At 61.8% G+C, this 22,853-nt stretch carries 23 protein-coding genes; 12 read left to right on the top strand and 11 right to left on the bottom strand.

Translation table 11 applies throughout. The features are described 5' to 3' along the window. Positions 1-609: 609 nt before the first annotated feature. Positions 610-888: a hypothetical protein gene (locus JI721_RS11725; RefSeq protein WP_274455066.1), complete on the top strand. Its 279-nt coding sequence runs from the start codon at positions 610-612 to the stop codon at positions 886-888. Between the two features lie 71 nt (positions 889-959). Here the strand turns inward: JI721_RS11725 and JI721_RS11720 are convergent, their stop codons facing one another. Then, positions 960-2,387 (bottom strand): NAD(P)/FAD-dependent oxidoreductase, encoded by a 1,428-nt coding sequence (locus JI721_RS11720; RefSeq protein ID WP_274455065.1) that lies wholly within the window; start codon positions 2,385-2,387, stop codon positions 960-962. Positions 2,388-2,554: 167 nt separating this feature from the next. On the opposite strand from JI721_RS11720, the gene JI721_RS11715 reads away from it, so the two are divergent. From JI721_RS11715 to JI721_RS11690, 6 genes are all read left to right on the top strand, one after another. Beyond that, a complete protein-coding gene (locus JI721_RS11715) occupies positions 2,555-3,430 on the top strand; it encodes a hypothetical protein (RefSeq protein WP_274455064.1) in 876 nt (291 codons plus the stop codon). A gap of 174 nt (positions 3,431-3,604) precedes the next feature. Further along, positions 3,605-4,258 (top strand): DedA family protein, encoded by a 654-nt coding sequence (locus JI721_RS11710; protein ID WP_274455063.1) that lies wholly within the window; start codon positions 3,605-3,607, stop codon positions 4,256-4,258. A 122-nt stretch (positions 4,259-4,380) separates the two neighbouring features. Beyond that, entirely contained in the window at positions 4,381-4,815 is a 435-nt protein-coding gene (locus tag JI721_RS11705) for a DUF4395 domain-containing protein (protein ID WP_274455062.1), read from the top strand. 134 nt (positions 4,816-4,949) lie between these two features. Further along, positions 4,950-5,291 (top strand): hypothetical protein, encoded by a 342-nt coding sequence (locus JI721_RS11700; protein ID WP_274455061.1) that lies wholly within the window; start codon positions 4,950-4,952, stop codon positions 5,289-5,291. 166 nt (positions 5,292-5,457) lie between these two features. Continuing rightward, a complete protein-coding gene (locus tag JI721_RS11695) occupies positions 5,458-6,390 on the top strand; it encodes a 3-hydroxyacyl-CoA dehydrogenase family protein (RefSeq protein WP_274455060.1) in 933 nt (310 codons plus the stop codon). Between the two features lie 143 nt (positions 6,391-6,533). Next, the gene (locus JI721_RS11690) at positions 6,534-7,067 is read left to right on the top strand and encodes a YceI family protein (RefSeq protein ID WP_274455059.1); all 534 of its coding nucleotides are present in this window, start codon (positions 6,534-6,536) and stop codon (positions 7,065-7,067) included. Between the two features lie 102 nt (positions 7,068-7,169). Here the strand turns inward: JI721_RS11690 and aspD are convergent, their stop codons facing one another. The 4 genes from aspD to liaF all read right to left on the bottom strand — a co-directional run bounded on the left by aspD (position 7,170) and on the right by liaF (position 11,505). After that, positions 7,170-8,810, bottom strand: a complete 1,641-nt coding sequence (gene aspD, locus JI721_RS11685; protein ID WP_274455058.1) for an aspartate 4-decarboxylase — start codon at positions 8,808-8,810, stop codon at positions 7,170-7,172. A 129-nt stretch (positions 8,811-8,939) separates the two neighbouring features. Beyond that, a complete protein-coding gene (locus JI721_RS11680; protein WP_274455057.1) occupies positions 8,940-9,569 on the bottom strand; it encodes a response regulator in 630 nt (209 codons plus the stop codon). After that, positions 9,562-10,611 carry a sensor histidine kinase gene (locus JI721_RS11675; RefSeq protein ID WP_274455056.1) on the bottom strand — a complete coding sequence of 350 codons (1,050 nt, stop codon included), beginning with the start codon at positions 10,609-10,611 and terminating at the stop codon, positions 9,562-9,564. Before JI721_RS11675 ends, JI721_RS11680 begins: the two co-directional genes overlap by 8 nt. Positions 10,612-10,614: 3 nt before the next feature. Further along, positions 10,615-11,505, bottom strand: coding sequence for a cell wall-active antibiotics response protein LiaF (gene liaF, locus JI721_RS11670; RefSeq protein ID WP_274455055.1), 891 nt, complete (start codon positions 11,503-11,505; stop codon positions 10,615-10,617). 184 nt (positions 11,506-11,689) lie between these two features. Here liaF and JI721_RS11665 point away from each other — a divergent pair, with 184 nt between their 5' ends. Then, entirely contained in the window at positions 11,690-12,964 is a 1,275-nt protein-coding gene (locus tag JI721_RS11665; RefSeq protein WP_274455054.1) for an MFS transporter, read from the top strand. Between the two features lie 14 nt (positions 12,965-12,978). Here JI721_RS11665 and JI721_RS11660 read toward each other — a convergent pair whose 3' ends face one another. Continuing rightward, positions 12,979-13,860 carry a LysR substrate-binding domain-containing protein gene (locus tag JI721_RS11660; RefSeq protein ID WP_274455053.1) on the bottom strand — a complete coding sequence of 294 codons (882 nt, stop codon included), beginning with the start codon at positions 13,858-13,860 and terminating at the stop codon, positions 12,979-12,981. Between the two features lie 169 nt (positions 13,861-14,029). Here JI721_RS11660 and JI721_RS11655 point away from each other — a divergent pair, with 169 nt between their 5' ends. Then, positions 14,030-14,509 carry a CidA/LrgA family protein gene (locus JI721_RS11655; protein ID WP_274455052.1) on the top strand — a complete coding sequence of 160 codons (480 nt, stop codon included), beginning with the start codon at positions 14,030-14,032 and terminating at the stop codon, positions 14,507-14,509. Beyond that, a complete protein-coding gene (locus JI721_RS11650) occupies positions 14,506-15,186 on the top strand; it encodes an LrgB family protein (protein ID WP_274455051.1) in 681 nt (226 codons plus the stop codon). Before JI721_RS11655 ends, JI721_RS11650 begins: the two co-directional genes overlap by 4 nt. A gap of 11 nt (positions 15,187-15,197) precedes the next feature. On the opposite strand, the gene JI721_RS11645 is transcribed toward JI721_RS11650, so the two are convergent. Then, entirely contained in the window at positions 15,198-15,635 is a 438-nt protein-coding gene (locus tag JI721_RS11645) for a PaaI family thioesterase (RefSeq protein WP_274455050.1), read from the bottom strand. A gap of 195 nt (positions 15,636-15,830) precedes the next feature. Here JI721_RS11645 and JI721_RS11640 point away from each other — a divergent pair, with 195 nt between their 5' ends. Both JI721_RS11640 and JI721_RS11635 read left to right on the top strand, forming a co-directional pair. Beyond that, on the top strand, positions 15,831-16,817 hold the full coding sequence (locus tag JI721_RS11640) for an aldo/keto reductase (RefSeq protein WP_274455049.1): 987 nt from the start codon (positions 15,831-15,833) through the stop codon (positions 16,815-16,817). Positions 16,818-16,896: 79 nt separating this feature from the next. After that, positions 16,897-18,300 (top strand): DHA2 family efflux MFS transporter permease subunit, encoded by a 1,404-nt coding sequence (locus JI721_RS11635; RefSeq protein WP_274455048.1) that lies wholly within the window; start codon positions 16,897-16,899, stop codon positions 18,298-18,300. Between the two features lie 1,012 nt (positions 18,301-19,312). Here JI721_RS11635 and wrbA read toward each other — a convergent pair. The 4 genes from wrbA to sdaAA form a co-directional block, all read right to left on the bottom strand. After that, positions 19,313-19,924, bottom strand: a complete 612-nt coding sequence (gene wrbA / locus JI721_RS11630) for an NAD(P)H:quinone oxidoreductase (protein WP_274455047.1) — start codon at positions 19,922-19,924, stop codon at positions 19,313-19,315. Between the two features lie 251 nt (positions 19,925-20,175). Next, a complete protein-coding gene (locus tag JI721_RS11625) occupies positions 20,176-21,180 on the bottom strand; it encodes an aromatic ring-hydroxylating oxygenase subunit alpha (RefSeq protein WP_274455046.1) in 1,005 nt (334 codons plus the stop codon). A 66-nt stretch (positions 21,181-21,246) separates the two neighbouring features. Beyond that, positions 21,247-21,912 carry an L-serine ammonia-lyase, iron-sulfur-dependent subunit beta gene (gene sdaAB / locus JI721_RS11620; RefSeq protein WP_274455045.1) on the bottom strand — a complete coding sequence of 222 codons (666 nt, stop codon included), beginning with the start codon at positions 21,910-21,912 and terminating at the stop codon, positions 21,247-21,249. Next, positions 21,890-22,792: an L-serine ammonia-lyase, iron-sulfur-dependent, subunit alpha gene (gene sdaAA, locus JI721_RS11615; protein WP_274455044.1), complete on the bottom strand. Its 903-nt coding sequence runs from the start codon at positions 22,790-22,792 to the stop codon at positions 21,890-21,892. The genes sdaAB and sdaAA overlap by 23 nt, the downstream gene beginning before the upstream one ends. Positions 22,793-22,853: the final 61 nt, after the last annotated feature.

Raw genomic sequence — 22,853 nt, 5'->3', positions numbered from 1 at the left:
AGAAAGGGCGCCTTACGAGCCGCCACCCAGCCGCGCCCGGCTTCGCTTTAGGCACGAAAGGTTCCTTAACCCCCAGCCTTCCACCGGACATCCCGCCGCTTAGGGTAGAAAGGGCGCCTTACGAGCCGCCACCCAGCCGCGCCCGACTTCACTTTAGGCACAAAAGGTTCCCTAACCCCCAGCCTTCCACCAGGCATCCCGCCGCTTAGGGTAGAAAGGGCGCCTTACGCGCCGCCACTAGCCGCGCCCGACTTCACTTTAGGCACAAAAGGTTCCCTAACCCCCAGCCTTCCACCGGCCTTCCACCGGGCACCCAGCCGCTTAGGGTAGAAAGGGCGCCTTACGAGCCGCCACTAGCCGCGCCCGACTTCACTTTAGGCACAAAAGGTTCCCTAACCCCCAGCCTTCCACCGGACATCCCGCCGCTTAGGGTAGAAAGGGCGCCTTACGAGCCGCCACCCAGCCGCGCCCCGTCGTCCCGCCCCCGCACATGCTCACTCCCATGCGTCGCGCGCATAAAACTCCGGTTTCGAAGCACGGTAACCATGGAGCCATCCGTGAAGTGTCCGGAAGGAATCATTCGCCACGTAAAACCGAGGAGGGACTTCGATGCCGAACCGTTCCAGCAGCATGCAAGACCAAAGTCCATTATCGGAGGCACAGGATTCGGTGACGAAAGCGCGCCATGCCGTGTCGCAGGCGCAGTCCCATCCCTCCGACCAAATGGTCACGCAGGCTCGCAATGCATTGGACAAGGCAGAGCGCGCTGTTGCACAGGCCGCACAGCAGGATGAGAACAGCATCGCCGTTGACACCGTTGAGGACGACCTTCGGGATGTCTCGTCGGACTTCCAGTCCGCACAAGTTCAACAAGGGATGGAAGAGTAACGCACGCATACGGAGGTGACAGCGAGGGGCGGGAGAAATATCCCACCCGCCCCGCAAGTCACTTCATCCACTCACTTCATCCGTGCGATGATGTTCCGCGCTGCGTACACCCCGCTGCTGGCCGCCTGTGAGATGCCGCGCGAGATGCCTGGCCCGTCTCCAGCGCAGTACAAGCCTTGAATGGCGGTTTCCAGGTGGTCGTTCACGTCAGCACGCGAGGCGTAGAACTTCGCTTCCACCCCGTAAAACAGGGTGTGTTCGGAGGCAATCCCCGGTGTGACCTTGTTCAGGGCTTCAATCATTTCTTGCAGAGCCACCATCGTCTTGTACGGAAGGACGAGGCCAAGGTCACCAGGCACTGCTTCTTTCAGCGTCGGTTCAATGAACCCTTCCTGAATGCGGGCCGGTGTGCTGCGGCGCCCCTTCAAAATATCGCCGTACTTCTGGACAATGATGGAACCGTTCGACAGGGCGTTGGCATGGGCGCAAATCTGCCGGGCAAACTCATTCGGCCGATCGAACGGTTCCGTGAAGCGATGACTGACCAACAGGGCGAAATTGGTGTTCTGCGTCCCCAGCGCCGGATCTTTATAGGCATGCCCGTTGGCCGCCATGATGCCCGTGTGGTTCTCCACCACGACATGGCCGGACGGGTTGCTGCAAAACGTGCGCACGCGCAGTCCCGTGGACGGCGACTGATAGATGAACTTCCCTTCGTAAAGGTGTTCGTTGATTTCCTGCATCACGACATTCGACGTTTCCACGCGAACCCCGATGTCCACCTGGTTGTTGGTCATCTTCACCTTGTGCCGGCGAAACAACTCGGACAACCAAGTGGCCCCGTCCCGGCCCGGCGCAACAATCAGGTACTTGGTCGCAATCTGTTCGCCGCTGCGCAGTTTGATGCCGGCAATCGCTCCATCCTCGACCAGGATATCCTCCACGAACGACCGAAACCGCATGTCGATGCGCGATTCCAGATAGGCAAAGATGCTGTTCATCAGTTCCAGGTTGCGGTCGGTCCCGATGTGCCGCACCTGCGCGCGGAGCAGCTTGAGTCCAGCGCCCATGGCGCGGCGTTCAATCGCAGCCACAGCCTCCGTGGTCGGGTCGGTGATGGCATCCGGCGCGCCGTGGGCCAGATTGATTTCATCGACATAGCGAATCAGTTCCAGGACTTTGGAAGGCGGCAAGTAATCCGTCAGAAAGCCCCCAAACTCAGATGTGATGTTAAACTTGCCGTCGCTGAAGCTGCCTGCGCCGCCCGCGCCGTTGATCACGCCGCAAGCCGGCCAGCAGCTTGCATAGTCCTTGATTTTGTTGGCGGGCGGGCACTTGTCGATCTTGCCCTCCATAATCGGACAATGGCGGTACTTGGCTTCGACACCTTTGTCAATCAGCAGGACGCTCGCTTCGGGCGCCTTGCGGGTAAATTCATAAGCTGCATAAAGGCCGGCTGGGCCGGCTCCGACAATCACGACATCATAGGTTGTGTGCATGGTCGTCCTCCCATGGTTCCTTCGGAGCACTCAATGCCCCACCCACCATTATACAGCCACAGAGGGCAATCCGGTTGCCGAATCTCCAGCCAAGTTCCGACCCTCAAGAAGTCAACTGACTTTTCGAAAAATATAGGATGACATGCAACATGTAAGGAGTGGATTCCATGCAGGTGAACAAGGTGATGAAAGGCGGACTGCTGGCTGGCGCGCTCACGACGGTCGTGATGGTCGCGCCGTCGGTCGATTACGCAGACGCCACCGGATCGGGCCCAGTGGTGGGAATCGGTGTGAATGTCCTGTCGTCCTCGTCCAACGCATCGTCCGGTGACGTGGGCGTTGGCGTCAGTCTGCTCGGCAGCAACGTCCTGTCCATTGGCGGCGCCCAGGCAGGGACGAATGGCAGCGAGACGGTGCCCAGTACGCCTTCCGCAACGGCGAGCGGAGGACTCATTGGGGTCGGTGCCAACCTGCTTTCGAGCGGTGGGACAGCCTCCGCGAAAAGCGCCAACGGAGCAGGCGTCGCAGTGAATGTTCTGTCATCGGGCGGCCAGGCGAAGTCGCAAGGGGGCGCGGCGGCCCTCAGCACCAACCTCCTCTCGTCCGGCGGTACGGCTTCGGGCCAGGGCGGCGCGTTGGGCCTCGCACCGAACGTGCTGTCCTCCGGCGGGACAGGAACCGCAACCGGAAGTATCGGCGGGATCGGCGGGAATATCCTCACCGCCTGCGGCAGCGCCACGGGCAGCAGCGGCATTGCGACAGGCATCAACCTGCTCGGCAATCAAAACTGCGCCGGCGGAGGCAACAGTGGCGGCGGAGGAACCAGCGGAGGAAATGGCGGCAGCAGCGGCGGCGGAACCAGCGGCGGCAACGGTGGCAACGCTGGCCAGGGCACCGGCGAGGCGCTGACGAGTACCGGTGCGCTGGGCGGCATCTTACCGCATACGGCGACAGGGGAACCGTTGTGGATCGCGATCGGCACCGTCCTCACGGCGGCGGGCGCAACGGGCTTTGTGTGGATGCGGCGGCGGCTGACACCCTGAAATGTGCGCCAGCAGGGCCCCGGGGCTCTGCTGGCAGCAGACGAGCGCATGAAGGTATATGTTTAGACGATCGTCACGAGCCGCTGAAATTCAGTGAACTTTATCACGGGATTCACGTCATAATAGAAGTAGGTCACTTCTAAGTAAAATCCAACAAAGCGAGCGAGGATCCCGATGAATTTTATGCACTGGATACAGAGTTACGGCTACCCGGGGCTCTACGTGATGCTGGCACTGGAATACGTCATCTTTGTTGTGCCCGGTGAAACCACGCTGACCACCGTGGGTATCTTATGGAAAAACGGGGCGGGCCACTTCTCGTTCCTACCTTTATTATTGGCGTCCGGACTGGGAACGTTTACGGGATCGATTTTGGCCTATGCGATTGGACGGTGGCTGGGCCGACCCGTCCTCGTAAAATATGGGAAATACGTGTTTTTAACGGAGGATCGACTGAAACGCAGCGAAGCGATGTTTCGACGCCACACGATTTTGACGCTGGTTGTGTCCCGGTACATCGCGGTCGTGCGGGATATTGTCCCCTATATCGCGGGCATCAACCGCGTCAAATTGCGAGTGTTTCTGCCCATCATCTTCGTGGCATCCTTTGTTTGGACCGGCAGTTTCATCCTGGCTGGAAGTCTGATTGAACAAGCGCTCGTCTTTGTTGTTGCCCACTGGCGCATCGCGCTGGTTCCCGCCGTCATTCTCGCCGTCGCCTGCTACTTCGGGTACCGGGCGCTGCATAAGCGGCTCGAGCAGCAATTGGACGTATCCGTCCCGCAAGACACGGGAACGGACGCCGGGCATCCGACGAATCTTCCCTGAGCCGTCGGCGGCGCGACAACGCACCATTCAGGGCCGCTCCCCCTTTTCAATCGGGTGAAAGAAGTGTAACATGACGTTACACGCATTTCTTATCATCCTTATCTGAAAGGTGGGATATAAACATGTCGGTCCCTCCATCGATTCCCCGGCCGCTGGTGCGGACGAACCAATGGTTTATCGTCCTTTCCGTGGCCGCAACCTGGCTGACCGGATTCTATTGGATTCTGGCCTTGCCGCTGGTTGCTGGGCTGCTCGGTTTGTTCACAGGATTTAACCCCGTGATGCGGTTCGCCAAGTTGTTCCTGCGCAAGGCGCCTGCTGCGTACGCTCAGGAAGATCGCGACCAGCAGCAGTTCAATCAAATCATTGCGGTCAGTTGTCTCGTCTTGAGCATGTTGGGTTATGCACTGCACTGGATGTGGTTGGCATACATCTTTTCCGCCATGGTGGCGCTGGCAGCATTCATCGCGATTCTTGGCTTTTGCATCGGCTGTTTCATTCGGTTTCAGTGGACGCAGTACCGATACCGCCGAGCGATGCGAAACGAGGCCCGCTGATGGGCCTCGTTTTTTTACCGTGCCAGCCGCATTCGGTGAACGCTCCGGCCGCTTGCCCCGCAAGCCGCTTTGCGTCTGCATGATTCGCCTGCAACTCCGTCATACTACCCCTCAACGGAGGAGGTGGCGTTGACGTGAGCACCGAACAGAGGCACCAAACGACACTGTCCGAACTCGGCTTTACGGTCGATGTCGACGATTTGCCCTATCTGAACGAGTACCCCGGGGAATGGCGCATCACAGGAGAAGGAGAAATGCCGCGCAATTTCTGGCTCGTCACCACCGACGGCGTCGGTCACCCGGTTCACGGAGACCTGAGTCCGCAGCAGATTCTTGACTGGGGCCGCGAACAGGGCTGGCAGTGCGCGTATGTCGCTCCCTACGGGCGCCATGTCGTGGGCGCCAGGGACGAAATCCAACTCCACGACTGGCTGCATGACCGCAAGGAGCGGCATCGGACAAACGTGATGGACTGAAAAAACCGCCAGGCGGTCGGAGCAGGTCGCCAAGCGACAAAACGGTCGGCGCGGCGCTGCTTCCGACCTGCCGTGCACCACGCAGCTCACCCACCCCCACTTTCGATGCGCAGCAATTTAGAATAGTATCATAGATAGGACATCGACAGAGGGGGAACGGTCGACAATGAAGCGCATTGCCGTGATTGGCGGCGGCACCATGGGGTTTGGTTTGGCGTTTCGGTTTGCGGTGCACGGGCGGGAGGTTGCCCTCGTCAGCCGCAGGACGAGCACACTGGAGAACGCCCTGCAGCAGATTCGCGAAGCGGCAGCGTCCTTCGAAGCGGAAGGGGTCATTTCGAAGCAGGAAGCGGAGGATGTACGCACGCGCATCCACCCAACTACAGACTTGGCCGCCGGGATTGAAAACGCAGCCTGGGTTATTGAAGCCATCCCGGAGCAGCTTTCCCAGAAGCAGGCCCTGTTTGCCGAACTGGACGCGCAGCTGCCAGCGCAAACCCTCCTGACCACCACGACCTCCTCCCTGCCCATCAGCGACATCGCGAACGGCGTCCAGCACCCCGAGCGAACGATGGTGACACACTTCGTGAATCCGCCGCACCTCATTCCGCTCGTCGAGATTGTGCAGCACCCCGCGACCCTGGAGGAGAACATCGAAGCGGTGGAACGTGAATTGAACGACATTCACTGCACACCGGTCCGATTGAACAAGGAAGCGCCGGGCTTCATCGCGAACCGCCTGCAAGCGGCCCTGTTTCGGGAAGTGCTGAACCTGCTGCAGCAGGGCATTGCCAGTCCGGAAGCCATTGATACGGCGGTCAAACAGGGGCTGGGGTTCCGTTGGGCAGTGGTGGGACCGATTGAAACGGCCGACTTTGGCGGGCTGGACACCTGGGCGATGGCGGGCGCGTACCTGGCCCCCCACCTCGCGAACACCATCCCGGTCGACTACATCCAAGCGAAATTCCGCGCTGGCGAACTGGGCGTGAAAACCGGCAAAGGGTTTTACTCGTACGAAGGTGTAGACACCGTGGCCCTGACGGCGCGCCGTGATCGGCAAATGCTGCGGCTGGGCAAGCTCAAACAGGAATTCACGTGAGAACGGCGTTTGTGAATTTTTCAATTCGGCGATTGACAACGCATGCCCGGATATACGATACTGAATCCATCTACTATACATATATCAGTAGATTGGATTAGGTAAGTAAATGATGACATTCGAAAAACCGGAGGGACAAAGCAATGGCAAAATCGACATGGATCGTCGACCCGACGCACAGCAGCATTGAATTTTCGACCAAACACATGATGGTCACCACCGTGAAGGGCCAGTTCACCGAATTCTCGGCTGACATCCAGGCCGACCCGACCGACCTGACCGACGCGCAAATCTCGTTCACCATCAACACGGCGAGCGTGGATACGCGCAATGCGGACCGCGACGCGCACCTGCGCGGTGCCGACTTCTTTGACGTCGAGCACTATCCGAACATGACCTTCAAGGCCACCAAAATTGTCGCAAAGGGCAACAACCGGTACGACGTGACGGGCGACCTGACGATTCGCGACGTGACCAAGCCTGTGACGTTCGACATGACCTTTGAGGGACAGTACAAGGACCCGTGGGGCAACATGAAGGCTGGCTTCACCGGCGGAACCACCATCAACCGCAAGGACTGGGGACTGAACTGGAACGTCGCGCTCGAAGCGGGCGGCTTCCTGGTCAGCGAGCAAGTGAAGATTTCCCTCGACATTCAGGCGGCACAGCAGGCGTAAGCAGACGTTTCACAAGCGGTCAGCGGGCATCCGGCGGGGCATCCCTTCCGGACGGTCGAATTACACCGCGACCGCGGGCGAAAGGCTGGAGCAGGGGGTGCGTCATGGACGCGCCCCCTGCTTCCACTCCGCCACATACTCAGCCAGTACCTCGTGCAAGGCTTTGCCAATTTCGGTGTAATCCTCGTCGTCTAGGTTCGCCAGCGAAACACGGATGGACCACGTGGGCCCATGGAATCCGCCGCCGTTCAACAGCACAATCCCAGCGTGTTCGGCGAGTCGAAACAGGACATCCACAGGTTCGTAATTCGCTTGCAGGTAGTCGGTGAAGGCCTTCCCGTAGTGTTTTGTCGACCACTCCGCAAGGTCGAACTCGGTGTAGTAATCCGCATCCTTTTGCAATCGGGGTTCCGGCAGACCCAGTCCCTCATAGAGCAGCGCCATTCGCCGCTGACAGATGTCCTGTGTTTGGTGTTTGTACTGGTTTTCCTTGTCCAACAGGGCAAACCCGCAGAACAGCGCCATTTGTACCTGCTGCGGTGTGGATAACCCTGCTGTGTGATTGAGTGCAACCTGGCGGCTGTCGGCCACAAGCCGGCTCATCCAGGACAAATCCGACGGGTGCTCTGTGAGAGAACTGTAGCGGTGAGCCAGCATGTCCTGCTTGTCGTTTGGCAGCCCCCGCAGCAGCTGGTCAAACACATTCTTCCGGTGCAGCGCCACCACGCCCAAGCGCCAACCCGTCACCCCAAAGTACTTCGAAAACGAATAGACGCCGACCGTGTGAAATGGCAGCTCCGCCAAGAGCGACCGGAAGCCGTCGACGAACGTACAGTACACGTCGTCAGAGATAATCATCAGGTTCGGATTGTCCTCTGCCACAATCTGTTTCAGGCGAGCCACCGTCTCCGCGCGCAGAGCCACCGAAGGCGGGTTGCTCGGATTGACCAGAAACAGTGCCTTGACGCTTGGGTCGCGCAGCTTGTCAATCTCCTCGTCCGGGTACTGCCACGTGTGGTTCCCCTGTGCGTCCACGGCGGACGCCTTGATTTCGACGACGTCAAACTGGTAGCGGGCTAACTCCGCGATCTCGACATACGGCGGGAAAATGGGCACCATGATGGCCACCTTGTCGCCGCGGTTCAACAAGCAGTTCTCCTGCAAGGAATCGAAGATGTAGCACATGGCCGCCGTCGCGCCTTCGACCGCAAACAGGTCAAACGGCCCCGTGTCCGGTTCGCCTTGGCAGAGTTCCTGCACAACATAGTCGTGCACGATTTGCTCGATGTACTTCAACATGCGATCCGGCTCCGGGTAATTGTCGCCGATGATGCCGTCCACCAGTTCGTGCACCCACAAATCCGGGTCAAACTGGTGTTTCTGAATCCCGTAGTCCACCACGTTTGCGAGGAGCGCCACCCCGTCCTCGCTGCGGCGACGGTCCGCCCAATCCTTGAAGCGGCCGGCGATGCCCGCTGAAGCCGGCTTGCCGCCGATGTGCCCGTCTTCCCAGACCCGGCGGCTCTCCTGCAGCGCAAATTGACCCAGCGCAAAAAAGGAAGCCCGGGGCGTCGTCGCGATCCAGTTCGGGTTGCCCCGCCCCGCGTCCAGCATCGCCCGCGCGCTTTTCTGCTGCCGGGCTTTCGCTAGTTCAATCAGCTTGTTCTTGAATTCAAACGGACTAATCGCCTCGAACGACCGCTCCATGACGCGGCGCTGCTCGTCTGTCAGATACGTACTCATCCATCACGCCCCTTCCTCTGCAGACATTGTTTGTCGGCCGGAAGGAAGTTATGCCGACCGGCTTGGGCCAATTCGGGGACAAGCTGTGATGCACAGCGTGACCCAGAGGCGACCATGCTGCGACCCAGCCTAGGCCAGACCGTTGCGGATGGCGTAGATCGCGGCCTGCGTCCGGTCCTGCACACCGAGCTTGATGAAAATGTTGCTGACGTGCGTCTTCACGGTCTTGACACCGATTTGCAGCGCATCCGCAATTTCCTGATTGTTCTTGCCGGAAGCAATGGCGCGCAGCACGTCCAGTTCGCGGTCGGTCAGGTCCTGCCACAGTTCGCGGGTCACTTTCGTCTGCAGCTGGCCCACCAGGCTCTGCTGGACCTTTTCATCGAGCACGGACTCCCCTTGCGCCGCCTTGCGGATGGCGGACGCAACCTGTCCGGCGGTACTCGTTTTCAGCAGGTAGGACAGGGCCCCGGCGCGCAGGGCCTCAACCACCTGTGCATCGTCCACGGCACTCGTCAACACGATGACGCGGCTCGAACATCCCTGCTCCTGCAGGGTGCGTGTCACTTCCACGCCGCTCATGCCCGGCATGATGAGGTCCATGAGAATGACGTCGGGCATCAAGGCCATCGCCTCGGCCACCGCAGCCGGCCCATCCCCCGCTTCACCCACGACGACGATATCCGCCTCGGTCTCCAGGTAGTTGCGCAGACCCATGCGGACAATTTCGTGATCGTCCACAATCAGCACGCTAATCATTCGCGTCCCCCGCCCCCGTTCTCGGTATCACCACCGACACCGTCGTCCCACGATCGCGCCGCAGCAACCGAAACCGTCCCCCCAAGGACTCCGCGCGCTCGCGCATCGCCGCGATGCCGAACGTGTCCCCCAGCTGCGCCTCGGATGCGGGGAGTCCCACGCCGTCATCCGTCACGGACAGCTCGTACGCGCTCGCCTGCGTCAGGACCTGGACGCGTACGTGCCGCGCGTTTGCGTGTTTCAGGACGTTCGCAAGCGACTCCTGGAGGATGCGAAACAGGTGTTCTTCGATGAGCGGCGGCATCGGTTCCGCGGTATCGCAGGCAAACGTACAGTGCAGCCCGTACCGCTCCTCAACCGCTCTGAGAAATGCCGACGCGGCCTCGACAAACGTTCGGCCCGCCAGTTCGACCGGCCGCAGGTGCAGCAAGAGGGCGCGCATCTCGCGCTGCGCCTGATTGGCCATGTCGGCGATGGTGGTCAATGTGCCCCGCAGTTGACCGCACCCACTGTCCGCCTGCCGCAGCGCCGATTCCGCCATCATCGACAAGGCGAACAACGCCTGACTGACGGAGTCGTGCAGCTCCCGTGCGAGTCGCTGCCGCTCTTCCATCGTCGCGGCACGCTCTGCGTCTTGTGCCAGCCGGCGATTTTCTTCGGCAAGCTGCTGCAGGCGATTGACCTGTTGTTCCAACGTCTCGCCCATGTGATTGAACTGAACGGCCAAGCGGTCAATCTCGTCCCGCGACCCGACGCCGCTGACGCGGTGATGCAGCCGGCCGGCCGCAATGAGCGCGGCCGCCTCCTCAATGTCGTACAGCCGCCGGCGCATGCGCTGTGCGAACTGGTACCCAACCCCCAGTGCGCCGACGCACACACCGGCGCCCGCGAGCACAACCGTTTCGGCTGAGACTGCGTGTCCGAACCACAACTGTGTGAAGCCGACGCCTGCGACGTAGGCGAGCAAGGCGATGGAGACGCTGACCGTGATCCAAGTGGCGCGCACGCCGCGCACGACAACTGGAGAAGATGGACTTCGCATCCCCTACACCCTCACAATCTGCACTTCGCCGATTTGCAGCGAGACGTCAATCCTGCAGCGGCGCGTCGACGCTGCATACCCCGGGTCTTCCATATGAACGCGCCGTCCGGAACCCGCCTGCTTTTCACCGAAGACCTGCAGGTCCCCGACGCGAATCTCCGCGTCGATCGCGACGTCGAGGTCTTCTGGGACGAGAATCCGGACATCGCCAACCCAGCCGCCCACGTTCAGGTGGTAGTCTCCATCCTCCACCAGGGCGGTCGCCAAATTGACGCGAATGTCACCGACGCCGTTCCATAATTCCACATTACTCAGCACCCACGGCTCATGACCGATGGATACATCGCCAATCAGCCGCCACTCCGCATAACGGCGCTCCGTACGCCGATTTGCTTGAGCCCTGTGTCCAGTTGGACCGCTGTGTCGTTTCGGCGCCGTCCAGGTTCCGAACTCGGCCGCCCCTGCGTCAGACGCTTCCGCGTCGTTTGCTCCCGCGTCGGCCGCCCCTGCGTGCGACGAGCGGCGGTTTATGACAACCACCAACGGGTCACCGATGCCCCTCAGCCGGCGAGGCGTCAGGAAATACAGGCCGCAGAAAATCAGCAGCAGCCCCCAGACGAAGGTCCAGCCGCTGACCGGATTCAGCCACGGCACCGCATGGGTCCCTTTCGCCGCCAGCAGCAATCCTAACACCACCAAATACAGCGAGCCCCAGGGAATTCGCCCCCGGCTGAACGCCTTGAGCCCTGACCCGCCCAGGACGACCAGGACCAGCGGCCACAGCACCCTGCCGGACCACCAGCTCGAAGCCATGTGAATCACGCCCGCTTGCGTCAACAGATAAACAACGCCCACCGCAATCAGTACAATCCCGAAACCCGCGCCTCGCCGCATCCTCTCGCCTCAATCTTTCATCTTATTTTGTCCCATCGTAAACCGGAGGCTGTGCGGAGACAACCACCCTGGGACTCGCTGGGCCTCAGACTTTGGTCGGAGGCCCAAACCCGTTTGCAGCCGGATGCCCGCCGCCCCTGTGCCCCAGTACAATGAAATCAGCCAACGTGTGGAGGTTGTTCCCTTGTCCGTTCTGAAAAATCGCAATTTCGCCTTGCTGCTCAGCGGTCAGCTGATTTCCACCGCTGGAAACAATCTGTTTGCCATTGCACTGCCGTGGTACATCTATACACTCACGCAGTCCAAAGCCGACTTGGCGCTTGCTGGCATTGCGCAGACCCTGCCCGCACTCCTGGGACTGGCCGCTGGCGTGTTCGTCGACCGCTGGCGCAAGACCACGACGATGCTGACATCGGACCTGGTGCGCGCGGGGCTTGGCGCTCTCTTGGTCGCCGCCGTGATGGCTCGGCAGCCGATTTGGACCGTTCTCATCATTGTGCTTGTGCTGCAGGCCGTCGGCACCTTCTACAGTCCGGCGGCCGGCGCGCTGATGCCAACGCTTGTGGAGCCGTCGGACATCACGAGTGCAAGCGGCATGCAGCAGTCCGGAAACGCCGCAGCACAGTTGTTTGGCACCGTGGCTGGCGGCTCGCTGCTCGCTGCGCTTGGGCCTGCCCTGCTGTTCGCACTCGATGGCGTCTCGTACCTCGCGTCGGTCGTGAGTGTCCTCCTGATTCGCCGGCGCGGCCCGGAACCAACCCAAAGTCTTGGGCGGTGCCAGCGGGCCGTGCGGTCCAACAGGGCATTCTTCGAGGACTGGCGAGACGGGCTGAACGTGTTCACGCAATCGCGGTTTTTGCTCCTCATGATGGTGTCGGCCGTCATGGCCAATTTCGCGTTCGCACCGCTGGACATTGCGCTGACGGCATGGGTGAAAGGCCCCATGCAGGAGGACGCGTTTCACCTGGGGCTGCTCAATGCGGGGTTCTTCGTCGGCATGATCGGCGGAAGCCTGTCGCTCAACCGGGTCAGCCGCACGCTGTCGCTGCGCGGCATTCTGTTCATCGGCATGTGCGGCTCCGGGCTTTGCACCATGGGCCTCGGGCTCAGGCCGAACTTTTGGTGGGACACAGCGCTGACCTGTGCAGCCGGGTTGTGCATCGGCATCCTCAACGGCTCCGTCAACGCGGCGTTGCTGCGCGCCATCCCCGCCGCCTTCCGGGGTCGCGCGCTGTCCACGCTGAGCGCCCTGGTGATGCTGGCGATGCCGCTCGGCATGGCCATCTTTGGCGCGCTGATGGTGCACCTGCCGCTGGCCGTCATCTTTGTGCTCATCGGCAGCCTGAGTGTACTCAGCGGCCTCGTGTTCATCCTGCCCATCCGCGAAGACTTGTCAGCGCTGGCACGCTTCGAGGCCGCTCACGTCTCGCCGTCGGCGGATGAAGTGCTGGTGGACTGACGCGGGACGCGCGATTACAGCTGCTCCCATGCCGAGGCGATGTCGACAAAGTTGCGCACCAGGGCGGAGGCATCGGTGGTGCGCCAGGCGATGGCCATCGCAGCCATCGGGGCCGGCCCCGCGACCGTGCGGTACACCACGTCGCGGGCGTGGAGGTTCTGGGCAGACGGGGGAACAAACGCGATCCCGATGCCCGCCGCGACGAGGCCGAGCACGGTTTGAAACTCAAACGCCTCCTGCACAATGTGCGGCGTAAAGCCGCTGCGGTTGCACAGGCTGACGATTTCGTCATGCAGGCCGGCCCAAGTCTTCCGGGCGATGAGAATGTGGGGAACGCAGGCCGTGTCCTGCACGGAAATGGACGGTGCCTGGGCCAGGGGATGCCCTTTTGGGATGGCCAGGACGCAGTGTGCGGCGTGAATGGTCACCGACTCGATAGCCCCGGCCACGGGCGGCCTCAGCACCCCCACGTCGATGTCCCGGCGGGCGAGCGCCTCCACCTGGACCGGGGTCGCCATCTCCGTCAGCGACAGGTGCACATGCGGGTAGCGGCGCCGGTACTCGCGCACCACGACAGGCAGGATGTCGTACGTGGCCGACCCGACGAAGCCAATCGACAGCTCCCCAATCTCCCCGCGGTCGGCGCGGCGGGCCTGCTCTGCGGCGTGATCGACACGCGCCAGCACATCCCGCGCCTCCCGGAGGAACACCTCCCCCGCCGCGGTGAGCTCCACCTTGCGCTTGGTTCGCTGAAACAATTGCACGCCGAGTTCGCGCTCGAGCTGAAGAATTTGCTGGCTCAGCGGCGGCTGTGTCATCTTGAGGCGAGCGGCGGCCCTGGCAAAGTTCAGCTCCTCCGCCACGGCCACAAAGTATTCCAGGTGCCGAAGTTCCACCATCGCGCCCCCCGTTGCATCGTCGCGCGACCGATTCGTCGTCCTAGACCCAATCAGTCGACGCGCGACTTAATTCGTTATGAATTATATATTGGACTCTTTCTTTCCTCGAACATACGCTAAGGATATGAACAATGCAAATCACCCTGGCAATCGAGATGAAGGCGCCATGACAGAAGACAAACACCCAGCCCGGCCGGCGCACAATGACACCCCCCGCCCTTGGCATCGTGTGGTGAGCGGGGTGCTGATCGTTGTGCAGGTCGCATTCCTTTGGGCCATCTCCCTGGCCGCCGACGCGGTGGCCAAGTGGCTGCACTGCCCCATTCCCGGGAGCATTCTCGGCTTTGTTGCGCTGTTTTTGCTGCTGAAGTTCAAGGTCGTGAAACTGTCGTGGGTGGAAAAAGGCGGAGACTTCCTGCTGGCCAACTTGCTGTTATTCTTCATTCCGTCCGCCGTCGGCATCATTCAGTACGGACACCTCGTGCGTGTCGACGGCATTCGATTGGTTGGACTCATTCTCATCAGCATTGTGCTGGTGATGGGCTGGACCGGGTGGGTGGCGGAGCGGCTGACCAACCGCCAGCGTAAATCCAAATCCCCCGCACCTCTCCCGGCAAGCCATGTGGCGGGAGGGGAAACGAAGTGATTGCGCTTGTCTGCGCCGTTGGTACGGTGCTCATCTTCCTGCTCAGCCAGCGCGTCTATCGCCGTTGGCGGTTTGTGCTGCTGTCGCCGATGCTGACCAGCTTCGCGGCTGTGTCAATGCTCCTCCTGCTCACGCATGTCCCGTACCATACGTACATGAAAGGTGCGCAGTACTTCACCGACGCGCTGCAGCCGGCCACCATGGCGTTTGCCATTCCGTTTTACCGCAACTTTCACCTGTTCCGCCGGCACGCGAAGACCATCCTCTTGAGTCTGGTGACCGGGTCGCTGGTCGCGATGCTGTCCTCGGTGGAACTCGCGAAGTGGTTTCACCTCAGCGGCAGCATCGTACCCAGCATCGCCCCGCGGTCGGTGACCACGCCCATCGCGATGGAAATTTCGCAGACCATCGGCGGGGCCCCCGTGTTGACAGCCGTGTTCGTGTTGATGACCGGGATCATCGGGATTTTGGTGGGGCCAAAGCTCATCCGCTGGCTGCGGATTCAGTCGCCGATTGGTCAAGGCACGCTGATGGGCATGGGGGCGCACGGCATCGGAACGGCGCGCGCCTTTGAAGAGAGCCATGAGGCGGGCACCATCGCCAGCCTGTCGATGATTCTCGCCGGGTGCATTACCGTCGTGCTGGCGCCCTTGCTGAGCCACGTCCTGCTGCACTGACCCCCGCGGCGTCAGCGCCCGGGCGACGGCGCCTCCGTGACCATCACGGAGGACACGGCACTCACGACCTTCTTCCCGTTCTGCGTGACGTCCGCCACCAGGTACGCGACTCGCTTGCCCATCCGCTCCACCTTCGCTTCGATCTCGGCGGTACCCACGAAGGCCGGCCGGTGAAAGGTGGTGTGCAAATCAATCGTGGAAAACGTCTGATGCTCGCTGAGGCTCGACGCGATGGCGTACGCCATCATCGTATCGGCGGCGGCGGCCAGATACCCTCCCATGCAAACGCCGATGCCGTTGACAAACTTCTCATCAATCGTCCACACCCCGCGCGCCAAGCCGCCGTCGGCGTAGACCGGATCGATCTGCAGCGTCAGGTCACAATTGGGCGGTTTGCGTCCGCCCGCGACCACCTCCATCAGACCCTTTGGACCATACACGTCAGCCATGTGATGTTCCCTCCTGATGCCCCTGTTTTGACGAATCGGATGAACCTTCGCACACTCCTTGTGCACACCTTTCCATTGTAGTCCACCTGCGGCCGCAGGAAAGCCCTTGCACGGACGCAATTTGCGAACGAAGGGCCAAAGTGCCATCATAAAAAGTGGTACGTCCATCGAAGACTTGAGACGGGAGGGCGAATGATGAAAGAACGAACCTTGGGAACACAGGGTCTGCGGGTTTCCGAACTGGGACTCGGCTGCATGGGCATGTCTGATTTCTACAGCAATCGGGACGACGAGGAATCCATCGCGACGATTCACCACGCACTTGACCGTGGTGTCACCTTCTTGGATACAGCCGACATGTACGGCGTCGGGAAAAACGAGGAACTGGTGGGCCGCGCCATCAAGGGTCGCCGCGACCAGGTCGTTCTAGCCACGAAGTTCGGGAATGTCCGTTCTGAAGACGGCAAGTTTCTCGGCGTCAACGGGCGGCCGGAGTACGTCAAAGCCGCCTGCGACGCCAGCCTCCGGCGCCTCGGTGTCGACTATATCGACCTGTATTACCAGCATCGGGTCGATCCCGACGTCCCTATCGAAGAAACGGTCGGCGCCATGGCCGACTTGGTGAAAGCGGGCAAGGTCCGCTACCTGGGCCTGTCCGAGGCCGCCCCGGCGACCATCCGGCGGGCGCACCAGACGCACCCCATCACCGCGCTTCAGACCGAGTACTCCCTGTGGAGCCGCGACGTGGAGGACGAGATTTTGCCCACCTGCCGCGAACTTGGCATTGGCTTCGTCGCCTACAGTCCGCTCGGACGCGGTTTCCTCACCGGACAGTTCAAGACGTTTGAGGACTTGCCGGAGGACGACTACCGGCGGAACTCCCCGCGCTTCCAGGGCGAGAACTTCCAGAAGAACCTGGCGCTCGTCGAGCGGATCCACGAGATGGCGCAAGAAAAAGGGTGCACCCCGGCGCAGCTGGCACTCGCCTGGCTGCTGGCGCAAGGGGAGGACATCGTCCCCATTCCAGGCACCAAACGCCGCAAATACCTGGACGAAAACCTGGCCGCGACCCAGCTGACGCTGACAGCCGATGACCTGGACCGCATCAACGAAATCGCACCACAAGGAATCGCGGCGGGCGCCCGCTATCCCGAACAGACGATGCACACTGTGAACCGCTGAGGTGTTGATGCACCACGAGCGGTTGCGATCGCCGGCAATCGCACAACCCTATCGCGTTAACCCGTGGCTGGTTCTTTCCGTGACCAGCCTCGGTGTTTTGCTCGTGATGGTGAACCTTGGCGCCCTGAACGTTGCGCTGCCAGCGATCGCCCGTCACTTTCACACCGGCGCCGCGCTGTCGAACTGGATTTTGCTCTCCTACATGGTCGTCAACACGGTCCTGATTCTGGTCTTCGGTCAATTCTCAGACGCGTTCGGGCGAAAAATGCTGTACCTCCTGGGGATGGCCGCGTTCACGGTCATGAGCTTCGTGGTCGGCTTCGCACAGAACATTTGGCTGTTCATTCTGTTTCGCGCCTTGCAGGCGGCAGGCGGCGCCCTCATCATTACCAACAACACAGCGCTCATCACAGACGCCTTTCCCGAGGCCAAGTTATCGTCTGGTCTGGCGGCCAACGTCCTCATCAGTTCGGTAGCGCAGTTGGTGGGGCCGGTCGTCGGAGGTGTGATTGCCTCGACCCTCGGCTGGCAGTGGGTGTTCTGGTCCACGGTGCCGATTGGCGTCGTGGGCGTGGTGTGGGGATGGTTCACCCTGCGTCACCTGCCGTCGCAAGGCTCCGGCAGGCGCATTGACACCCTTGGCGGCGCCGTCACCTTCGTTGCGCTGAGCGCACTCATTATTGCCTTGTCGGAAGGCAGTTCCCTGGGCTGGACGGCCCCGCTGGTGCTTGGCGGACTGGTCTTGTTCGCGCTCCTCGTGCCCCTGCTGATCTGGGTGGAGCAGCGCACACACACACCCATGTTCGACTTCTCTTTGTTCGCCAACCGCGCCTATGCGATGGCGAATGTGGCGACGTTTCTCAATTCGTTCGCACGCGTCTCGGTCGTGCTGCTCGTCAGTCTCTACCTCCAGTCGCTGCTGCACGTCGACGCGTTCTTTGCGGGCATCTCGGTGCTGCCTGTCACCGTCGGCATGATTGTGGCGGCTCCATTGACGGGCCCGCTCGCCAACCGCTTCAGCGCCCGCATCCTGTCGACCACAGGTCTTGGCATCAGCGCGGTGGGCCTCATCCTGTTGATGGGCGGCCTGCGTGTGCACCTGTCTGCCTCGCTCAACGACAGTGGGATGTTTCTGGTCGGCTTCGGATCCGGCCTGTTCATGACACCGAACACCCGGTCCATCATGACTGGCGTACCGCCTGAACGCCGCGGCTTTGCAAACGGGCTTCGCTCCATGCTGCAGAACATGGGGCAGGTCCTCAGCACCGCGGTGTCGATGACCATCATCACATCCATCCTGCCGCTGCGGCTGCAGAATGTCGTCTACACGGGAACCTCCGGCACCTTGCCCGCGAAGGATATGGCGTTGATTGACACCGGGTACCGGCTGGCCTTCTTGGCCCTGTTGGCGGCCACGCTCGCCGGCATGGCCGCCTCGTCCTTGCGGGGAGAGAGCGGCAGCCCCACCCACCCCGGCGGGTGAGCGGGGGCGGGTGAACGGAGGCAGGCCAGGGGCGAGTGAGCGAGGACGGGTGAGCGGAGGCGGGCCAGGGGCGAGTGAGCGAGGACGGGTGAGCGGAGGCGGGCCAGGGGCGAGTGAGCGAGGACGGGTGAGCGGAGGCGGGCCAGGGGCGGCTCTTTATGGCCGAGGGCGGGCCGGGGCGCCGATAAGGCAGCAAAGGTGCCTTATATGCCGGGATCGCCCCACGTCGCCGGTCGCATAGGGAAGGAAACACGCCCTAAGGTGGACGGTTCGGCCACGCTGGACCACCGATAAGGCAGCAGAGGTGCCTTATGCTCCGGGGTGCAGCCCGACCGCCCACGTCGCCGGCCGCATAGGGAAGGAAACACGCCCTAAGGTCGACCGGCCGACCGCGCCGGACCACCGATAAGGCAGCAAAGGTGCCTTATATGCCGGGATCGCCCCACGTCGCAGGCCGCATAGGGAAGGAATCACGCCCTAAGGTCGACCGGCCGACCGCGCCGGACCACCGATAAGGCAGCAAAGGTGCCTTATGCTCCGGGGTGCAGCCCGACCGCCCCAGGTCGCCGGCCGCATAGGGAAGGAAACACGCCCTAAGGTCGACCGGCCGGCCGCGCTGGACCACCGATAAGGCAGCAGAGGTGCCTAAGATGCCGGGATCGCCCCACGTCGCCGGCCGCATAGGGAAGAAAACACGCCCTAAGCCAGACGGTCCGGCCGCGCTGGACCACCGATAAGGCAGCAAAGGTGCCTTATATGCCGGAATCGCCCCACGTCGCCGGCCGCATAGGGAAGGAAACACGCCCTAAGGTGACGGTCCGGCCGCGCCGGACCACCGATAAGGCAGCAGAGGTGCCTTATGCTCCGGGGTGCGGCCCGACCGCCCCACGTCGCCGGCCGCATAAGGAAGGAAACACGCCCTAAGCCAGACGGTCCGGCCGCGCCGGACCACCGATAAGGCAGCAAAGGTGCCTTATGCTCCGGGGTGCCGCCCGACCGCCCCCACGCCCGCTTAGGATTGGCCCTTCTTCAACCACCCTGCGACCGTTACGACGCGCTTCGCCTGATGGTGAATCGCGGCGACTGCGGCATCGTCGATCGTACCGCCTTCGAAAGCCGTCACGCTCGTCCCGTACGGGTTGCCGCCAGCGCCGAAAAGAACGGCGTCGGTGTAACCGGGCGCCACGATGATGGCTCCCCAGTGGTACATGCTCGTGTACAGGGAAAGGATGGTCGCCTCTTGTCCTCCATGTGGGTTCTGCGCGCTGGACATGGCGCTGACCACCTTGTTCACCGTCTTGCCTTGCGCCCAGAGCCCGCCCATCGTGTCCAGGAACTGCTTCATCTGGGAAGGCACGTTGCCAAATCTCGTTGGAACACTGAAGATGATCGCGTCCGCCCACTCGAGATCGGCCGCCGTCGCCGTCGGCACGTCTCTGGTTGCTTCATAGTGCGCCTTCCAGCCTGCGTTCGCAGCAATGGCTTCTTCCGGAGCCAGTTCCGGAACCTTCAGCACCCTCACGTCCGCCCCGGCTTCTTTCGCTGCCTCTGCGGCCGCGTTGGCCATCTTGTGGTTCGTGCCTGTCGAACTGTAATAAATCACTGCCAGGTTCACCTTTGACATCCGTTTCGTCTCCTTATCCCATGATTTCGTCATCCCGGTTTCGCGCCAGTTCAGTCCGGTTTCGCGCCAGTTCAGTCCAGTTCAGTTATTCGCGAAAACACTCGGATTCATTCAACGGACTTCGCGCCCAATCGCGCCTCGCGCCTAAACGCACCGCACGTCTTTCTGCCAGCGCGCCTCGCGCCTTCCTGCAGCGCACTCCACGCCCACTGCGCACCGCCCCAGCACACCCGATTCAGGCCGTCAATACCTTACGCCGTCCCAAACGTGACGCCGCGTTCGACCAGGTACTTGCGGTACGCAATGCTGACGCGGTCACACTTGAGGGAGAGCTCGGCCTGTAAATCCAATGGCAAGCCCTCCGGTCGCTGGTGTTCCACAATGGGCTTGTCCTGGCCGAAAATCATGTCCTGGAAATCGGTGATTTGTTCATCTGTCATGCCCGTATCGTAATCGAACGAGATGAGACCATAGGCGGTGGACGACTGTTCGTCGTCGGGGCGGACACACAGCACAATCGCCATTCGCTGTGCAGTCAGTGGATCGCGCTTGATGAACCGCACTTGCAGGGGACCGAGGATTTCATACGTGTAGTACACATTGCGAGGCTGGCCTGTCCCGTCGGGATCGGGTTGGTACATCTCAATCTCCCCGGACCTCAGAACACCGTCTTCCCCATGCGTCACACGGTAGTCGCCGATTTGTGCGTGCGTCGGCACGCCGAGATACCCTTCGTGCACAAAGGGAAGATGGCCAACATCCAGGAAGTTCTCGATGATTCTTGGGGGTTTTGCGCGCACCTTGCACGGTCCCCAGACCACATGGCGGAACGCGGCATCATCGCCGCCTGGCAGCTGGGGCCGTTCCCCCTCCGCGCCGCGCACACTCGATTCCCCCTCCGCGCCGCGCAAATTCACCCACACGAACCCAAACGACTCGATGCATGCATAACGCTGGACGCGGGCCATCGTCGGAATCGGCTGGTCACTCGGCAATTGCGGGATGTGCACACAGCGGCCGTCTCCATCGTAGGCCCATCCGTGGTACGGGCAGACGAGTTGGTCGTCCCGGACGCACCCCAACGAGAGTGTGGCGCCCCGATGCACGCAGACGTCTCGGAATGCATGCACCCCTGCGGCCGTCCGAAACAGCACCACATGCTCCCCTAAAATGGTCACCTGAAGCGGCTGTTCGTGCAGTTCCCTGGAAGCGCACGCGACGATCCACTCTGCCTGTAATACCGAGTCCTCAATCATGAAGCGGCTCCTCCACTCTAGCTCTCTAGCTCTTTCACGCTGGCTCGCTGCGCTGGCACTTCCGCGCTATACGTGCACGCGGATGACATCGTGAAGCTCCGGAATAGCACTGGTCAGCGCAGCGGGCAGGGCCTCGTCGATGGGCTCATCGACTTCGACGACGGTGATGGCTCGTCCACCCAGCCGCCACCGTTCGAGGTTGAGCCGAGACACGTTGTACCCGGCCTCGTTGAGCATCGCCAGCACCTTCGCCAGAAACCCTTTCCGGTCATGATGAAACAGCACCAGCGTCGGACGCTCGCCGGTGAATCGAACCGACAGGCCGTCCAGTTCCTGCACTTCTGCCTTGCCGCCGCCGAGCGAGCTGGCAATCAACTCTACTTGACGGGTGCCCCCGCCGATCACGATTTTCACCGTGTTCGGGTGGTAAAAACCGAGGTTTGCCACCTCAAACGTGTACGTCAGCCCCGCCTCCGCGGCGAGTTCGACGGCGCGGGGGACGCCGGGATCGTCCGTCGGCAATCCGAGCACCCCGGCCAGCAAGGCCACGTCTGTTCCGTGGCCGCGGTACGTTTCGGCAAACGAACCCATCAACCAGAACTGCGCGCGCACCGGAGGCTCACCGAGCAGTTGGCGGGCCAGGTTGCCGATGCGCACCGCGCCTGCTGTGTGTGAACTGGAAGGTCCCACCATGACGGGGCCGATGATTTCAAACACGCTCGTGTACTTCATCGGTCTCGCCCCCAAAAATCATTTCTTTCAACCGCTTCCCGGTCGGCGTGCCCGCCAGCCCTCCGATGCCCGTCTCGCGCAGAGACAGCGGCAGTTCGTTGCCAATAGTGTACATCGCCTGGATGACCTCGTCCGGCGGGATGATGCTCTTGACGCCTGCCAGCGCCATATCCGCGGCCGCCATGGCCGTGACCGCGTGCAGACCATTCCGGACAATGCAAGGGAGTTCAACCAGCCCTGCAACTGGGTCACACACCAGGCCGAGCGAGTTCTTCAGGGCCAGGCCCACCGCATGCGCCACCTGTTCAGGGGTGCCGCCGCCGATCTCGACCAGCGCGCCGGCTGCCATCGCGGTCGCCGAGCCGATTTCCGCCTGGCACCCGCCAGCCGCGCCCGAGATCGAAGCCGCGTTGGCGATCACGAGCCCGAGCGCAGCCGCCGTCAGCAGCGACTTCACAAGCACCGCCCGGTCGTACTTGCCCGTGTCAAGAACCGAAACCAGTACGCCCGGCAAAATACCAGCCGACCCTGCCGTCGGTGTCGCGACAATGCGGCCCATGCTGGCATTCACTTCGGACACAGAAAGCGCATACGCCATGGACCGCAGCACCTGCGGAGACAGGAACGATGACCCGCGTTCGAGGTATTGGTGAACGCGAAACGCGTCGCCGCCGGTCAGGCCTGTCCGAGAGTGGACCGGTGCCTGGACGCCCTTGCGCACGGCTTCTTCCATGACGTCAAACTGGCTGGCCATCCGTGCCATAATTTCCTCCGCACAGCGGCCCGTCTGCTCGATTTCGACCTCGAGCATCAGGCCGCTGATGGCCAGCTTGCGCGCATTGGCCATCTCCACGAGTGTTTGCAAGCTGTTGAAAGACACCTTCGTTCGCCCCCCTTTGTCCCTTCGTCCACGCCCCAGCCGACCGCATCGGTGCGACACG

The organism is Alicyclobacillus cycloheptanicus (assembly GCF_028751525.1).
Taxonomy (GTDB): domain Bacteria; phylum Bacillota; class Bacilli; order Alicyclobacillales; family Alicyclobacillaceae; genus Alicyclobacillus_L; species Alicyclobacillus_L cycloheptanicus.
This window is presented reverse-complemented; position numbering and strand designations above follow the sequence as displayed.

Bases quoted from the DNA above. Each gene is read 5' to 3' on its own strand.
- JI721_RS11715 (WP_274455064.1), top strand. From the start codon at position 2,555: ATGCAGGTGAACAAGGTGATGAAAGGCGGACTGCTGGCTGGCGCGCTC.
- liaF (WP_274455055.1), bottom strand. From the start codon at position 11,505: ATGCGGCGAGGCGCGGGTTTCGGGATTGTACTGATTGCGGTGGGCGTT.
- JI721_RS11640 (WP_274455049.1), top strand. From the start codon at position 15,831: ATGAAAGAACGAACCTTGGGAACACAGGGTCTGCGGGTTTCCGAACTG.
- JI721_RS11695 (WP_274455060.1), top strand. From the start codon at position 5,458: ATGAAGCGCATTGCCGTGATTGGCGGCGGCACCATGGGGTTTGGTTTG.
- JI721_RS11710 (WP_274455063.1), top strand. From the start codon at position 3,605: ATGAATTTTATGCACTGGATACAGAGTTACGGCTACCCGGGGCTCTAC.
- wrbA (WP_274455047.1), bottom strand. From the start codon at position 19,924: ATGTCAAAGGTGAACCTGGCAGTGATTTATTACAGTTCGACAGGCACG.
- aspD (WP_274455058.1), bottom strand. From the start codon at position 8,810: ATGAGTACGTATCTGACAGACGAGCAGCGCCGCGTCATGGAGCGGTCG.
- JI721_RS11725 (WP_274455066.1), top strand. From the start codon at position 610: ATGCCGAACCGTTCCAGCAGCATGCAAGACCAAAGTCCATTATCGGAG.
- JI721_RS11645 (WP_274455050.1), bottom strand. From the start codon at position 15,635: ATGGCTGACGTGTATGGTCCAAAGGGTCTGATGGAGGTGGTCGCGGGC.
- sdaAB (WP_274455045.1), bottom strand. From the start codon at position 21,912: ATGAAGTACACGAGCGTGTTTGAAATCATCGGCCCCGTCATGGTGGGA.
- JI721_RS11680 (WP_274455057.1), bottom strand. From the start codon at position 9,569: ATGATTAGCGTGCTGATTGTGGACGATCACGAAATTGTCCGCATGGGT.
- JI721_RS11675 (WP_274455056.1), bottom strand. From the start codon at position 10,611: ATGCGAAGTCCATCTTCTCCAGTTGTCGTGCGCGGCGTGCGCGCCACT.
- JI721_RS11690 (WP_274455059.1), top strand. From the start codon at position 6,534: ATGGCAAAATCGACATGGATCGTCGACCCGACGCACAGCAGCATTGAA.
- JI721_RS11720 (WP_274455065.1), bottom strand. From the start codon at position 2,387: ATGCACACAACCTATGATGTCGTGATTGTCGGAGCCGGCCCAGCCGGC.
- JI721_RS11625 (WP_274455046.1), bottom strand. From the start codon at position 21,180: ATGATTGAGGACTCGGTATTACAGGCAGAGTGGATCGTCGCGTGCGCT.
- JI721_RS11705 (WP_274455062.1), top strand. From the start codon at position 4,381: ATGTCGGTCCCTCCATCGATTCCCCGGCCGCTGGTGCGGACGAACCAA.
- JI721_RS11655 (WP_274455052.1), top strand. From the start codon at position 14,030: ATGACAGAAGACAAACACCCAGCCCGGCCGGCGCACAATGACACCCCC.